This window comes from Shewanella sp. MMG014 (assembly GCF_018100775.1).
Taxonomy (GTDB): Bacteria; Pseudomonadota; Gammaproteobacteria; order Enterobacterales; family Shewanellaceae; genus Shewanella; species Shewanella japonica.
In genome coordinates, this window is record NZ_JAGJDZ010000019.1 from 1 (window position 1) to 13,530 (window position 13,530).

Sequence of the window (13,530 nt, forward strand, 5' to 3'; positions counted from 1 at the left end):
CAGTGAGCCAGTGAGCCAGTGAGCCAGTGAGCCAGTGAGCCAGTGAGCCAGTGCTAGCAAAGCAGCTTGATTAATGTATGCAAGGAATTAATGTGTGAAATTGATAAAATATCAAATGAAAGTTTGAATTTTAGATATAAAAAAACCGAGCCTAAGCTCGGTTTTTTAAGTGAGTAATTAATAATTACTCAGCAGCTTCAACTTCAACAGCTTCAGCAGCTTCAGGACGACCTACTAATTCGATGAAAGCCATTGGAGCTTTATCACCGGTACGTAGACCGCACTTTAGAATACGAGTGTAACCACCAGGACGTTCCTGGAAGCGTGGACCCAATTCTGTGAATAACTTACCTACAACTTCAGCGTCGCGGGTACGAGCAAAAGCTAAACGGCGATTTGCAACGCTGTCTACTTTAGCTAGTGTTATCAGAGGCTCAACTACGCGGCGCAGTTCTTTCGCTTTAGCTACAGTCGTCTTGATGATCTCATGACGAACTAATGAGCTAGCCATGTTACGAAACATAGCTTGGCGATGACTGCTGTTGCGGTTTAGTTGACGACCACTCTTACGATGGCGCATGACCTAATCCTTATAATCTTTAATCTTGTACTAACCTGGGACTTATAGGTCGTCTGCTAAACTAGCTGGAGGCCAGTTTTCTAGACGCATACCTAAAGATAGTCCGCGAGACGCTAATACATCCTTAATTTCAGTAAGAGATTTCTTACCTAAATTAGGAGTCTTGAGCAACTCAACTTCAGTGCGCTGTACGAGATCTCCGATGTAATGAATCGCTTCAGCCTTCAAACAGTTGGCTGAACGTACAGTTAGCTCTAAATCGTCGACAGGACGCAACAGAATCGGATCAAATTCCGGTTTCTCTTCGACAACGGCTGTTTCGGTAACATCACGTAATTCAACAAACGCATCTAACTGTTCAGCTAGAATTGTTGCAGAACGACGAATGGCTTCCTCAGGATCGATAGTACCATTAGTGGTCATATCAATAACGAGTTTATCCAAATCAGTACGTTGTTCAACACGTGCTGCTTCAACATTGTAAGCAATGCGAGCAACAGGTGAGAATGAAGCATCAACCAACAAACGACCGATTGGGCGATCATCGTCTTCAGTTTGTGCACGAGCCGAAGCTGGTACATAACCACGACCACGCTCAACGCGGATACGCATGCTGATATCATTGTTACCAGTCAAATGACAGATAACATGATCAGGATTCATGATGGTTACATCGCCATCATGAGTGATATCTGCTGCAGTAACAGGGCCTGTGCCTGACTTACTTAACGTAAGTAAAGCTTCATCTTTACCCTCGATGTTTACTGCTAGACCTTTAAGGTTAAGCAATATCTCTAGGATATCTTCTTGAACGCCTTCCTTACTGCTGTATTCATGCAATACACCGTCGATTTCGACTTCTGTAACTGCACAGCCAGGCATAGACGACAATAAGATTCGACGCAACGCGTTGCCTAATGTGTGACCAAAACCACGTTCTAGTGGCTCTAGCGTAACCTTGGCACGAGTTGGGTTAACCTGCTCTATGTCAACGAGACGCGGTTTAAGAAATTCTGTAACAGAACCCTGCATTGTGTCCTCTCTTGTTTGTTAGCCTTACTTAGAGTAAAGCTCGACGATCAGCTGTTCGTTAATATCCGCAGACAAGTCGCTACGTTCTGGTAGACGCTTGAAAGCACCTTCCATTTTAGCGCTGTCGACTTCTACCCATGTAGGCTTTTCGCGTTGACCAGCCACTTCTAAAGACGCTTTGATACGTGCTTGAGTGCGTGACTTTTCACGGATGCTTACAACATCATTCGCAGACACTTTGAATGACGGAATGTTAACAACACGACCGTTAACCACGATTGATTTGTGGCTTACTAATTGACGTGATTCTGCACGAGTCGCACCAAAACCCATACGATAAACAACGTTATCTAAACGAGTTTCTAAAAGACCAAGTAGGTTTTCACCAGTGTTGCCTTTTAGACGTGCGGCTTCTTTGTAGTAGTTACGGAATTGCTTTTCTAGCACACCGTACATACGACGAACTTTTTGTTTCTCGCGTAGCTGTAAACCGTACTCTGATAAACGTGGCTTACGAGCGCCATGTTGACCAGGTGCAGCTTCAAGCTTACACTTCGAATCGATTGCTCTCACACCGCTTTTCAGGAAAAGGTCTGTACCTTCTCTGCGGCTGAGCTTGAGCTTAGGACCCAAGTATCTTGCCATGATCTTTCTCCAACTATCCTATATACGCAGTGTTATACACGACGCTTTTTAGGTGGGCGACAGCCATTATGAGGGATAGGTGTCACATCGGTAATGTTGGTAATTTTGTAACCAACAGCATTCAGCGCACGGATGGCTGATTCACGACCTGGACCTGGACCCTTTACGAAAACTTCAAGGTTTTTAACACCGTAGTCTTGAGCAGCAATACCTGCACGCTCAGCAGCAACCTGCGCAGCGAATGGTGTAGATTTACGTGAACCACGGAAACCTGAACCACCTGAGGTAGCCCATGACAACGCATTACCTTGACGATCTGTAATGGTGACAATTGTGTTGTTGAAAGATGCATGGATATGAGCCATACCATCTGCAACCTGTTTACGTACGCGCTTACGCGGAGAACGTGACGGAACTTTAGCCATTTTGGTTTACCTTCCCGTTACTTTCTAATTGGTTTACGTGGACCTTTACGCGTACGCGCATTGGTCTTAGTACGTTGCCCACGAAGAGGCAGGCTACGACGATGGCGGAGACCACGATAACAACCAAGATCCATAAGACGCTTGATGTTCATTGAAATCTCACGACGTAAGTCACCCTCTACTGAGTATTTGGCAACTTCTTCGCGTAGAATATCTATTTGAGCTTCGCTCAATTCCTTGATCTTAGCATCTTCAGCGATTGAAGTAGCTGCGCAGATTGCTCTAGCGCGTGTACGTCCAATACCAAAGATAGCAGTCAATGCGATGACTGTATGCTTTTGATCAGGAATGTTAATGCCAGCGATACGGGCCACTATGCACTCCTTAAATGTTAAAGGCCAACTGCGAAAAGCCCGAAAGGATACTCGACAGTCGACAAATTTGCAAACATTATTTGCTCAGCTCAATATTGAGCTGAGCAAATATCTTTTTTTTAGCCTTGACGCTGTTTGTGTTTTGGTTCAACACAAATCACACGTACAACGCCACTACGCTTGACGATCTTGCAATTACGGCAGATCTTCTTCACGGAAGCTCGAACTTTCATTTCATCACTCCGTTAAAGCAACTAGCGTCCAAAGCGATCTAAATTCGCTTTGTTTACTAAGTTAGCTTTCTTCATCACAGACTCATATTGATGTGACATCATATGGGTCTGAACCTGAGCCATGAAGTCCATGATTACGACTACAATAATTAGTAGTGAAGTACCGCCAAAATAGAACTGTACTTTCCACGCAATTAACATGAACTCCGGAATTAAGCAGATAAAGGTAATGTAAATAGCGCCTGCTAATGTCAAGCGGGTCATTACTTTATCAATGTAACGCGAAGTCTGTTCTCCAGGACGAATCCCAGGAATGAACGCACCACTCTTCTTCAAGTTATCAGCTGTCTCACGCGGGTTAAACACCAACGCAGTATAGAAGAAACAGAAGAAAACGATAGCTGTTGCATACAATAATGAATACAGCGGTTGTCCTGGTGACACAGCTAAAGCGAAATCGCTTAACCATGACATAGACTCATTTTGTCCAAACCACTGAGCCAGTGTGCCTGGAAACAAAATTATGCTGGATGCAAAAATTGGTGGAATCACACCCGCCATATTAACTTTAAGTGGTAAATGTGTACTTTGCGCAGCAAACACCTTACGGCCTTGTTGACGCTTTGCGTAGTTAACGACGATACGACGTTGACCACGTTCTACAAATACTACCAAATAAGTTACAGCAAATACGATTACCGCTAATAACAACAGTACCAGTACATTCAAATCACCTTGACGAGCTTGTTCAGCCGTTTGGCCGATAGCAGAAGGTAATCCAGCAACAATACCTGCGAAAATTAATATCGAGATACCATTACCAATACCACGCTCGGTAATTTGTTCACCTAGCCACATTAGGAACATCGTTCCTGTTACTAAGCTGACAACTGCTACAAAGTAAAAACCAAATCCTACATTGGCAACTAGGCCAGGTACTAGGCTTGGTAAACCTGTCGCGATACCGATTGATTGGAGTGTACCCAACACAAGCGTTCCGTATCTTGTGTATTGACTAATTTTCTTTCTTCCTGACTCGCCTTCTTTTTTCAATTCAGCAAGGGCAGGATGAACTACAGTCAATAACTGCATGATAATCGATGCCGAAATATACGGCATGATACCAAGAGCAAAGATAGAAGCACGCTCTAAAGCACCACCCGAGAACATGTTAAACATGCCTAGGATGGTATCTTTTTGTTGAGCAAACAACTCTGCTAACACAGCTGCGTCAATACCAGGAATTGGCACAAACGAACCGGCTCTAAAGACGATAATCGCACCAATCACGAACAGGAGACGAGTTTTCAATTCTGATAAACCGCCTTTCGCGCTTTTTAAATCAAGTCCTGGTTTTGCCATCGACGTATTATTCCTCGATCTTACCGCCGGCAGCTTCAATAGCTGCACGAGCACCTTTGGTTACCTTCAGACCTTTTACGGTCACTGGGCGTTCAATGGTACCTGAAAGAACGATTTTCGCAAACTGTATGTTGCGAGTAATTACGTTCGCATCTTTCAGAGCGTTCAGGTCGATAACATCACCGTTAACTTTTGCTAGTTCGAGTAAACGAACTTCAGCTGAAACCAAAGCTTTGCGCGAGGTAAAACCGAATTTAGGCAAACGGATTTTAAGTGGCATTTGACCACCTTCAAAACCGATACGCACACCGCCGCCAGAACGAGACTTTTGTCCCTTGTGACCACGACCTGCAGTTTTACCTAAACCAGAACCAATACCACGACCTACACGCTTAGGAGCAGATTTAGAACCTGCTGCTGGAGATAGAGTATTTAAACGCATTATTAATCCTCCACCTTAACCATGTAGTAAACTTTATTAACCATACCGCGAACTGAAGGAGTATCTTCAAGTTCAACAGTGTGGCCAATACGTCTTAGGCCTAGACCTAATAAACAGGCACGGTGCTTTGGCAAACGACCAATGGCACTCTTTGTCTGTGTTACTTTAAACGTTTTAGTAGCCATGGTGCATTAACCTCGAATTTCATCAACATTCAGGCCACGCTTAGCTGCAATTTGTGATGGTGACTTCATGTGCACCAACGCATCTACAGTTGCGCGAACGATGTTGATCGGGTTAGTAGAACCGTATGCTTTAGACAGTACGTTATGAACGCCTGCAACTTCCAATACGGCACGCATTGCGCCACCGGCGATAATACCGGTACCTTCCGATGCTGGTTGCATGTAAACACGCGAACCAGTGTGGCGACCTTTAACTGGGTGATGCAAAGTACCACCATTCAGTTCTACGGTTACCATGTTACGGCGGGCTTTTTCCATTGCTTTTTGAATAGCAGCTGGAACTTCGCGCGCTTTACCATAGCCATAGCCAATCTTACCATTACCATCACCTACCACCGTTAGTGCGGTGAAGCTAAAGATACGACCACCTTTAACTACTTTAGAAACACGATTAACTGCAATTAATTTCTCTTGCAAATCGTCTTTCTGCTGAGCTTCTAATTTAGCCATTTTTATAACCCCTTAGAATTTCAGGCCAGCTTCACGAGCTGCGTCAGCTAGTGCTGCTACGCGTCCGTGATACTTGAAACCAGAACGGTCGAATGCAACTGTTGTTACACCTTTTTCGATCGCACGCTCAGCAACAGTTTTACCTACTGCTTTAGCCGCGTCTACGTTACCGGTACTCTTTAGTAGTTCTTTAACCGCTTTCTCAACGGTTGAAGCAACTGCCACCACCTGAGCTTCAGGATTAATAACCTGAGCATAAATGTGACGCGGTGTACGATGTACAACCAGACGGTTCACGCCCAGCTCTTGGATCTTCTTACGAGCGCGAGTAGCGCGGCGTAAGCGAGATGTTTTCTTATCCATATCGCGTTACCTACTTCTTCTTAGCCTCTTTACGGCGTACTTGTTCGTCTGCATAGCGAACACCTTTACCTTTATAAGGCTCAGGTGGACGGTATCCACGAATCTCAGCAGCGACCTGACCAACTAACTGCTTATCAACACCCGAAAGTACGATATCAGTTTGGCTAGGACACTCTGCAGTAACACCTGCGGGCAGTTTGTGAACCAATGGATGTGAGAAACCTAAAGTAAGGTCAAGGTCTTTACCAGCAACTTTTGCACGGTAACCAACACCAATTAACTTTAATTTCTTAACAAATCCTTCAGAAACACCAACAACCATGTTATTTACTAGTGCACGAGCTGTACCAGCTTGAGCCCAAGCGTTAGCAACGCCTTCAACTGGACCAAACGTTAATACGCCGTTTTCTAGAACAACACTTACCGCATTGTTGATTACTCGAGTCAAACTACCTTTAGCACCTTTTACGGTAATAGTTTGTTCGTTTAAGGTCACCTCTACGCCGGCAGGAATAGACACTGGTGCTTTTGCTACACGTGACATACCTAGCTCCTTACGCTACGTAGCAGATAACCTCACCACCCATGCCATTTAGGCGGGCAGCACGATCGGTCATCAAGCCTTTAGAAGTGGACACAATTGCGACACCCAGACCGCCCATCACCTTAGGAAGTTCGTTTTTACCTTTGTAAATACGAAGACCTGGGCGAGATACGCGCTGGATAGTCTCAACGACTGGTTTGCCTTGGAAATACTTTAAAGTGATTTCTAATTCAGGCTTGGCTTCTTCTGCTACGGCGTAGTCAGTAATATAACCTTCGTCTTTAAGTAATTTCGCAATTGCTACTTTTAACTTAGCTGAAGGCATCGTTACCGATACTTTGTTAGCAGCTTGGCCGTTACGAATACGTGTTAACATATCCGCAATAGGATCTTGCATGCTCATATTAGCTTACTCCGTGACAAGTGCTTACCAGCTGGCCTTACGCAGACCAGGAACTTCACCACGCATAGTTGCTTCACGTAGTTTAATACGGCTAAGACCGAATTTACGTAGAACACCATGTGGGCGACCAGTTTGATTACAACGGTTACGCTGACGCGACGCGCTAGAATCACGAGGTAGAGCTTGTAACTTAAGTACAGCATCCCAACGATCTTCTTCAGAAGTATCAGGAGCGCTGATTAAAGCCTTAAGTGCTAAACGCTTTTCAGCATATTTAGCTACGAGCTGTGCACGCTTTGCTTCACGTGCTTTCATAGATGATTTTGCCATTATGCTACCCTTATTTCTTGAATGGGAAGTTAAATGCGTCTAACAAAGCACGACCTTCTTCATCATTCTTCGCAGTAGTAGTGATAACAATATCCATACCACGAATCTTATCGATTTTATCATAATCGATTTCTGGGAAGATGATTTGCTCACGCACACCCATTGCGTAGTTACCACGACCGTCAAACGCTTTTGCGCTTAGGCCACGGAAGTCACGAATACGTGGGATTGCAATGTCAACTAAACGCTCTAAAAATTCCCACATACGCTCACCGCGTAGGGTAACTTTACAGCCAATAGGGTAGCCTTCACGGATTTTAAAACCAGCAACTGATTTACGTGCAACAGTTACAACTGGTTTTTGACCAGCGATTGCAGTCATGTCACGAAGCGCATGCTCCATAACTTTTTTGTCTGCAACTGCTTCGCCTACACCCATATTAAGGGTGATTTTTTCAATCCGAGGGACTTGCATGACACTGGTATAGCCGAACTTTTTAGAAAGTTCTGCAATAACAGTCTCTTGATATTTATCATGCAGTTTCGCCATCGTTTACTCCGTTTACTTAATGAGTTCACTATTCGATTTAAAGAAACGGACTTTTTTGCCGTCTTCGAATCGGAAACCAACACGATCTGCCTTGCCTGTGGCTTGGTTAAAGATCGCTACGTTTGATGCTTGTATCGGTGCTTCTTTCTCGATAACGCCGCCAGTTACGCCCAATTGTGGGTTTGGCTTTTGGTGTTTTTTAACAAGATTGATGCCTTCAACAATCAACTTACCAGTAGGTAGGACTTGAGAAACTTTTGCGCGTTTACCCTTGTCTTTACCTGCTAGTACAATTACTTCGTCTTCACGACGGATTTTAGCTGCCATTTTGAAGCTCCTTACAGTACTTCTGGTGCCAGAGAGACGATTTTCATAAACTGCTCGGTACGCAATTCACGTGTCACTGGTCCAAAAATACGAGTACCAATCGGTGCAAGGTTTGCGTTAAGCAAAACTGCTGCATTCCGATCGAAGCGAATGACAGAACCATCTGGACGACGTACGCCTTTCTTAGTACGGACTACCACCGCGTTATATACATCACCTTTCTTCGCTTTAGCGCGAGGAATTGCTTCTTTTACAGAAACCTTGATGACGTCGCCGATACCGGCATAACGACGATGAGAGCCACCCAAGACCTTAATACACTGAACTCTACGAGCGCCACTGTTACACGCGACGTCTAGAGTCGATTGCATTTGGATCATTTTAAGTGCTCCGCTATCGTTACTACACAAATCCCAACATTGGGATCATCATTTCGACCATTTTATAAACTAACTTGTAAATTAATTAGGTAAACCTAACTGACAACAATTTAGTCAAAAATGGCGCGCAAGTATAACACCAATATTTTGGATTGCATAGCAGAAAAAAACAAACGGCCCCAATCTTTGGAGCCGTTTACTATAACCTAATGAAAAATTAGGCCTTTGTTACTACTTCAACTAGTGTCCAAGACTTAGTCTTAGAAAGAGGACGACACTGACTAATAGTCACTACGTCACCTTCATTACACTGATTTGTTTCGTCATGTGCATGGATCTTAGTTGTACGCTTAATGTACTTCCCATAAATAGGATGTTTCACTTGGCGTGCAATAGCAACAGTAATAGACTTGTCCATTTTGTTGCTAAGTACTCGACCTTGCAAAGTACGGATTTTATCAGACATTACGCACCTGCCTTAGAAGTAATAATGGTCTTAACACGTGCAATGTTACGACGCACTAATTTCAATTGATTCGTTTGAGTCAACTGACCAGTAGCGTGTTGCATACGCAGGTTAAACTGCTCACGCAGCAGACCAAGTAGTTCAGCGTTAAGTTCTTCAACGCTCTTTTCTCTTAGTTCGCTCGCTTTCATTACATCACCGTCTTAGTTACGAAGGTAGTCTTAATAGGAAGCTTGGCAGATGCTAAAGCAAACGCTTCACGCGCTAACTCTTCAGATACACCATTCATCTCATAAAGAACCTTACCAGGTTGAATCTGACATACCCAGTATTCAACGTTACCTTTACCTTTACCCATACGCACTTCAAGAGGCTTAGAGGTAATTGGCTTGTCAGGGAAAACTCGAATCCAAATTTGTCCTTGACGTTTAATGTGACGTGTCATGGCACGACGTGCAGATTCGATTTGACGTGCAGTTAAACGGCCACGGCCGACTGCTTTCAAACCGAAAGTACCAAAGCTAACTTCAGTACCGTTCGCTAGACCACGGTTGCGGCCTTTGAACATCTTGCGAAACTTCATACGTTTAGGTTGCAGCATTAAAGTTTCTCCTATTTACCACGAGGCTTGCGCTTAGGCTGCTGCTTCGGCTCTTCTAATGCTGGGATGATACCGTCTAGAACTTCGCCTTTGAAGATCCAAACTTTAACACCAATCACACCGTATTGAGTGTGACTTTCAGAAGTAGAATAGTCGATATCAGCACGTAAGGTATGTAGAGGTACACGACCTTCACGATACCATTCAGAACGTGCGATTTCAGCACCGCCTAGACGGCCGCTCACTTCAACTTTGATACCTTGAGCACCAATGCGCATTGCGTTTTGAACTGCACGCTTCATAGCGCGACGGAACATAACGCGACGCTCTAATTGCTGTGCAATACTGTCAGCAACAAGCTTTGCGTCTAACTCAGGCTTGCGGATCTCAGCGATGTTGATTTGAGCAGTAGTGCCTGTAATTTTAGATACATATGCACGTAATACTTCAACGTCTTCACCTTTCTTACCAATCACAACACCTGGACGGGCAGTGTGAATAGTAACGCGGATGCTCTTCGCAGGACGCTCGATAACGATTTTAGATACTGATGCAGCCTTCAATTTCTCAGTGAGATATTGACGAACTTCCCAGTCGCTGTGCAGGTTATTTGCATAATCTGCTTTATCGGCGTACCAAGTAGAGATCCAAGGCTTTGTGATACCCAGACGGATACCATTAGGATGTACTTTCTGTCCCATTGCTCTCTTCTCCTAGCGATCTGATACAACCACAGTAATGTGGCTGGTACGCTTCATGATACGATCAGCGCGGCCTTTGGCACGAGGCATGATGCGCTTCATTGTTGGTGCTTCGTCAACGAAGACTTTACCAACTTTAAGCTCATCGATATCTGCACCTTCGTTGTGTTCGGCGTTTGCGATAGCTGAGTCTAGTACTTTTTTAACCAGTACGGCGGCTTTCTTAGGGCTGAAGGTCAAAATCTCAAGTGCCTTAGAAACAGGCAATCCTCGAATTTGATCAGCAACTAGACGGGCCTTCTGCGCAGACGTACGGGCGTAACGATGTTTAGCTAAAACTTCCATCTTATGTCTCCCGTATTAACGCTTCTTCGCTTTCTTATCTGCAGCATGGCCGCGATAAGTGCGAGTTGGTGAAAATTCACCAAGCTTATGACCGATCATTTCGTCAGTTACGAACACAGGTACGTGCTGACGACCATTATGGACAGCGATGGTCAACCCAATCATATTTGGGATGATCATTGAGCGACGAGACCAAGTCTTAATTGGCTTTTTGTCTCCCGCTTCCATCGCTTTCTCTACCTTCTTCAGCAAGTGTAGGTCAATGAAAGGACCTTTCTTGAGAGAACGTGGCATGGGCGAATCCTCTTACTATTTATTACGACGACGTACAATGTACTTGTCGGTGAGCTTATTACTACGAGTTTTATAACCCTTAGTTGGCACACCCCATGGACTCACTGGGTGACGTCCACCAGAAGTACGGCCTTCACCACCACCATGTGGATGGTCAACCGGGTTCATTGCAACACCACGAACTGTAGGGCGTACGCCTCTCCAGCGTTTAGCACCTGCTTTACCTAACTGGCGTAGCATGTGCTCAGCGTTACCAACTTCACCGAATGTTGCACGACAATCAACTGGTACTTTACGCATTTCGCCAGAGCGAAGACGTAGAGTTGCATATTGGTTATCACGAGCAACAACTTGAACATAAGCACCAGCTGAACGCGCGATTTGAGCACCTTTACCAGGCTTCATTTCTACTGCGTGCACAACACTACCCACTGGGATGTTGCGAAGCGGCATTGCGTTACCAGTTTTGATGTCTGCATCCAAACCAGATTGGATTGCGTCACCAGCTTGCATACCTTTAGCAGCAAGGATGTAACGACGCTCACCGTCTGCGTATAGTACTAACGCGATGTTAGCTGTACGGTTCGGATCATACTCAAGACGTTCGATTTTTGCAGGGATACCGTCTTTATTGCGTTTGAAGTCAATAATACGGTAATGCTGCTTGTGTCCACCACCTACGTGACGAACAGTGATACGACCAGTATTGTTACGGCCACCACTTTTAGATTTCTTAGCCAACAGGCCTGCAAAAGGTTTCCCTTTATGCAAGTCGCTGTTCACCACTTTAACAACGTGGCGACGACCTGGAGAGGTTGGCTTACACTTAATAACTGCCATGATAATTCTCCTTTGCTTACTCAGCGCCGCCAACGAAATCGATGTCAGCACCAGCAGCTAAAGTTACATAGGCTTTTTTCCAATCGCTACGACGACCAACACGGCCACCAGTGCGCTTAGTTTTACCTTTGTTTACCAAAGTGCGGACACTATCAACTTCAACTTCAAAAAGCTTCGCTACAGCAGCTTTAATCTCTGCTTTAGTCGCATCGATTGCTACGCGGAAAACTACAGTGTTGTTTTTCTCAGCAAGCACAGTGCTCTTTTCAGAGATATGTGGAGCAAGAATAACTTTTAGCAAACGTTCTTCGGTGATCATGCTAGCATCTCCTCGATTTGCTTCACTGCATCAGCAGTAACAAGAACAGTGTTAAACGCGATTAGACTAACTGGGTCAAGACCCGCTACGTCACGTACGTCAACCTTGTATAAGTTGCGTGCTGCTAAGAATAAGTTCTCATCAACATCTGCAGTAACAATTAGAACGTCTTCTAAGTTCATTTCTTTTAGTTTAGCTTTCAGCTCTTTAGTTTTAGGAGCTTCAACACCAAAAGATTCAACAACGACTAAACGCTCTTGACGTACCAATTCAGAAAGAATGCTTTTTAAAGCACCACGGTACATCTTTTTGTTAACTTTTTGGCTGTGATCTTGAGTTTTAGCAGCGAATGTTACGCCACCGCCACGCCAGATCGGGCCTTTAACACTACCGGCACGAGCACGGCCAGTGCCTTTCTGGCGCCAAGGCTTTTTGCCTGAGCCAGTTACTTCCGCACGAGTCTGTTGAGCACGAGTGCCCTGACGCGCGTTTGCAGCGTAAGCTACAACTACCTGATGAACCAATGCCTCGTTAAAGTCACGGCCGAAGGTAGTTTCGGAAACTTCAAGAGCGCTTTGCGCGTCTTTCAATACCAATTCCATTACTATCTCCTCAGACCTATGCTTTAACGGCTGGCTTGATAATCAAGTCACCATTGGTAGCGCCAGGAACAGCACCTTTTACCAATAACAAGTTACGCTCTGCATCTACACGTACAACGTCTAGATTTTGAGTAGTGACTTGCTCGGCACCCATGTGGCCAGACATTTTCTTACCTTTGAAAACGCGACCAGGTGTCTGGTTTTGACCGATAGAACCATTAGATCTATGAGCCAAAGAGTTACCATGTGTCATATCTTGAGCGTGGAAGTTCCAGCGTTTAATACCGCCTTGGAAGCCCTTACCTTTAGATTGACCAGTAACATCAACTTTCGCTGTATCAGCAAAGATATCAACGTTAAGTTCAGCACCTACTTCAATGCCTTCACACTCACCATCTGCCAAACGCAATTCCCATAAGCCACGACCAGCTTCTACGCCGCTCTTAGCAAAATGACCTGCTTCTGGTTTGGTGATGCGATTGGCTTTTTTGGTACCAGTAGTTACTTGAAGAGCACGGTATCCGTCAGTTTCTAAAGTTTTCACTTGAGTAACACGGTTACCAGCAATTTCAATTACTGTTACAGGGATTGAAGCGCCATCTTCTGTGAAGATGCGAGTCATACCCACTTTACGACCAATAAGACCGATAGCCATCTTTCAAACCTCTTCTAAGGAT

27 protein-coding genes are annotated in these 13,530 nt (G+C 44.7%); all 27 read right to left on the reverse strand.

Annotated elements, in window-relative coordinates; translation table 11 throughout:
* Positions 1-184 precede the first annotated feature (184 nt).
* Positions 185-580, reverse strand: a complete 396-nt coding sequence (gene rplQ / locus J8L86_RS20420; protein ID WP_055026486.1) for a 50S ribosomal protein L17 — start codon at positions 578-580, stop codon at positions 185-187.
* 42 nt (positions 581-622) lie between these two features.
* A complete protein-coding gene (rpoA, locus tag J8L86_RS20425; protein ID WP_055026487.1) occupies positions 623-1,612 on the reverse strand; it encodes a DNA-directed RNA polymerase subunit alpha in 990 nt (329 codons plus the stop codon).
* Between the two features lie 24 nt (positions 1,613-1,636).
* Positions 1,637-2,257 (reverse strand): 30S ribosomal protein S4, encoded by a 621-nt coding sequence (gene rpsD / locus J8L86_RS20430; RefSeq protein ID WP_055026488.1) that lies wholly within the window; start codon positions 2,255-2,257, stop codon positions 1,637-1,639.
* Between the two features lie 32 nt (positions 2,258-2,289).
* Positions 2,290-2,682 carry a 30S ribosomal protein S11 gene (gene rpsK, locus J8L86_RS20435; protein WP_011635661.1) on the reverse strand — a complete coding sequence of 131 codons (393 nt, stop codon included), beginning with the start codon at positions 2,680-2,682 and terminating at the stop codon, positions 2,290-2,292.
* A gap of 17 nt (positions 2,683-2,699) precedes the next feature.
* Complete coding sequence (rpsM, locus tag J8L86_RS20440) at positions 2,700-3,056, reverse strand: 30S ribosomal protein S13 (protein WP_055026489.1); 357 nt, start codon at positions 3,054-3,056, stop codon at positions 2,700-2,702.
* Positions 3,057-3,175: 119 nt separating this feature from the next.
* Positions 3,176-3,289 (reverse strand): 50S ribosomal protein L36, encoded by a 114-nt coding sequence (gene rpmJ, locus J8L86_RS20445; RefSeq protein ID WP_006083579.1) that lies wholly within the window; start codon positions 3,287-3,289, stop codon positions 3,176-3,178.
* Positions 3,290-3,310: 21 nt separating this feature from the next.
* Positions 3,311-4,651, reverse strand: coding sequence for a preprotein translocase subunit SecY (secY, locus tag J8L86_RS20450; RefSeq protein ID WP_055026490.1), 1,341 nt, complete (start codon positions 4,649-4,651; stop codon positions 3,311-3,313).
* Positions 4,652-4,658: 7 nt separating this feature from the next.
* A complete protein-coding gene (rplO, locus tag J8L86_RS20455; protein WP_055026491.1) occupies positions 4,659-5,093 on the reverse strand; it encodes a 50S ribosomal protein L15 in 435 nt (144 codons plus the stop codon).
* A gap of 2 nt (positions 5,094-5,095) precedes the next feature.
* Positions 5,096-5,278 (reverse strand): 50S ribosomal protein L30, encoded by a 183-nt coding sequence (gene rpmD / locus J8L86_RS20460; protein WP_055026492.1) that lies wholly within the window; start codon positions 5,276-5,278, stop codon positions 5,096-5,098.
* A 6-nt stretch (positions 5,279-5,284) separates the two neighbouring features.
* A complete protein-coding gene (gene rpsE, locus J8L86_RS20465) occupies positions 5,285-5,788 on the reverse strand; it encodes a 30S ribosomal protein S5 (RefSeq protein WP_055026493.1) in 504 nt (167 codons plus the stop codon).
* A 12-nt stretch (positions 5,789-5,800) separates the two neighbouring features.
* Positions 5,801-6,151 (reverse strand): 50S ribosomal protein L18, encoded by a 351-nt coding sequence (rplR, locus tag J8L86_RS20470; RefSeq protein ID WP_055026494.1) that lies wholly within the window; start codon positions 6,149-6,151, stop codon positions 5,801-5,803.
* A gap of 10 nt (positions 6,152-6,161) precedes the next feature.
* Positions 6,162-6,695 carry a 50S ribosomal protein L6 gene (rplF, locus tag J8L86_RS20475; RefSeq protein WP_055026495.1) on the reverse strand — a complete coding sequence of 178 codons (534 nt, stop codon included), beginning with the start codon at positions 6,693-6,695 and terminating at the stop codon, positions 6,162-6,164.
* A 10-nt stretch (positions 6,696-6,705) separates the two neighbouring features.
* Positions 6,706-7,098, reverse strand: a complete 393-nt coding sequence (gene rpsH, locus J8L86_RS20480) for a 30S ribosomal protein S8 (protein WP_055026496.1) — start codon at positions 7,096-7,098, stop codon at positions 6,706-6,708.
* Positions 7,099-7,122: 24 nt separating this feature from the next.
* Complete coding sequence (gene rpsN, locus J8L86_RS20485; protein ID WP_055026497.1) at positions 7,123-7,428, reverse strand: 30S ribosomal protein S14; 306 nt, start codon at positions 7,426-7,428, stop codon at positions 7,123-7,125.
* A 10-nt stretch (positions 7,429-7,438) separates the two neighbouring features.
* Positions 7,439-7,978 (reverse strand): 50S ribosomal protein L5, encoded by a 540-nt coding sequence (gene rplE / locus J8L86_RS20490; RefSeq protein ID WP_055026498.1) that lies wholly within the window; start codon positions 7,976-7,978, stop codon positions 7,439-7,441.
* A 12-nt stretch (positions 7,979-7,990) separates the two neighbouring features.
* Positions 7,991-8,305, reverse strand: a complete 315-nt coding sequence (gene rplX / locus J8L86_RS20495; protein WP_055026499.1) for a 50S ribosomal protein L24 — start codon at positions 8,303-8,305, stop codon at positions 7,991-7,993.
* An 11-nt stretch (positions 8,306-8,316) separates the two neighbouring features.
* A complete protein-coding gene (gene rplN / locus J8L86_RS20500) occupies positions 8,317-8,685 on the reverse strand; it encodes a 50S ribosomal protein L14 (protein ID WP_055026500.1) in 369 nt (122 codons plus the stop codon).
* Positions 8,686-8,902: 217 nt separating this feature from the next.
* Complete coding sequence (rpsQ, locus tag J8L86_RS20505) at positions 8,903-9,151, reverse strand: 30S ribosomal protein S17 (protein ID WP_055026501.1); 249 nt, start codon at positions 9,149-9,151, stop codon at positions 8,903-8,905.
* Positions 9,151-9,342 carry a 50S ribosomal protein L29 gene (rpmC, locus tag J8L86_RS20510; RefSeq protein WP_006083592.1) on the reverse strand — a complete coding sequence of 64 codons (192 nt, stop codon included), beginning with the start codon at positions 9,340-9,342 and terminating at the stop codon, positions 9,151-9,153. Before rpmC ends, rpsQ begins: the two co-directional genes overlap by 1 nt.
* Positions 9,342-9,752 carry a 50S ribosomal protein L16 gene (rplP, locus tag J8L86_RS20515; protein ID WP_055026502.1) on the reverse strand — a complete coding sequence of 137 codons (411 nt, stop codon included), beginning with the start codon at positions 9,750-9,752 and terminating at the stop codon, positions 9,342-9,344. The genes rpmC and rplP overlap by 1 nt, the downstream gene beginning before the upstream one ends.
* An 11-nt stretch (positions 9,753-9,763) precedes the next feature.
* Positions 9,764-10,453, reverse strand: coding sequence for a 30S ribosomal protein S3 (rpsC, locus tag J8L86_RS20520; protein ID WP_055026503.1), 690 nt, complete (start codon positions 10,451-10,453; stop codon positions 9,764-9,766).
* A 12-nt stretch (positions 10,454-10,465) separates the two neighbouring features.
* Positions 10,466-10,798, reverse strand: coding sequence for a 50S ribosomal protein L22 (gene rplV / locus J8L86_RS20525; RefSeq protein ID WP_055026504.1), 333 nt, complete (start codon positions 10,796-10,798; stop codon positions 10,466-10,468).
* Between the two features lie 15 nt (positions 10,799-10,813).
* Entirely contained in the window at positions 10,814-11,092 is a 279-nt protein-coding gene (gene rpsS, locus J8L86_RS20530) for a 30S ribosomal protein S19 (RefSeq protein WP_006083596.1), read from the reverse strand.
* Positions 11,093-11,107: 15 nt separating this feature from the next.
* A complete protein-coding gene (gene rplB / locus J8L86_RS20535) occupies positions 11,108-11,932 on the reverse strand; it encodes a 50S ribosomal protein L2 (protein ID WP_055026505.1) in 825 nt (274 codons plus the stop codon).
* 16 nt (positions 11,933-11,948) lie between these two features.
* Positions 11,949-12,251 (reverse strand): 50S ribosomal protein L23, encoded by a 303-nt coding sequence (gene rplW / locus J8L86_RS20540; protein WP_055026506.1) that lies wholly within the window; start codon positions 12,249-12,251, stop codon positions 11,949-11,951.
* The gene (gene rplD / locus J8L86_RS20545; RefSeq protein ID WP_055026507.1) at positions 12,248-12,853 is read right to left on the reverse strand and encodes a 50S ribosomal protein L4; all 606 of its coding nucleotides are present in this window, start codon (positions 12,851-12,853) and stop codon (positions 12,248-12,250) included. Before rplD ends, rplW begins: the two co-directional genes overlap by 4 nt.
* A 16-nt stretch (positions 12,854-12,869) precedes the next feature.
* Positions 12,870-13,508 carry a 50S ribosomal protein L3 gene (rplC, locus tag J8L86_RS20550; protein WP_055026508.1) on the reverse strand — a complete coding sequence of 213 codons (639 nt, stop codon included), beginning with the start codon at positions 13,506-13,508 and terminating at the stop codon, positions 12,870-12,872.
* Between the last annotated feature and the right edge of the window lie 22 nt (positions 13,509-13,530).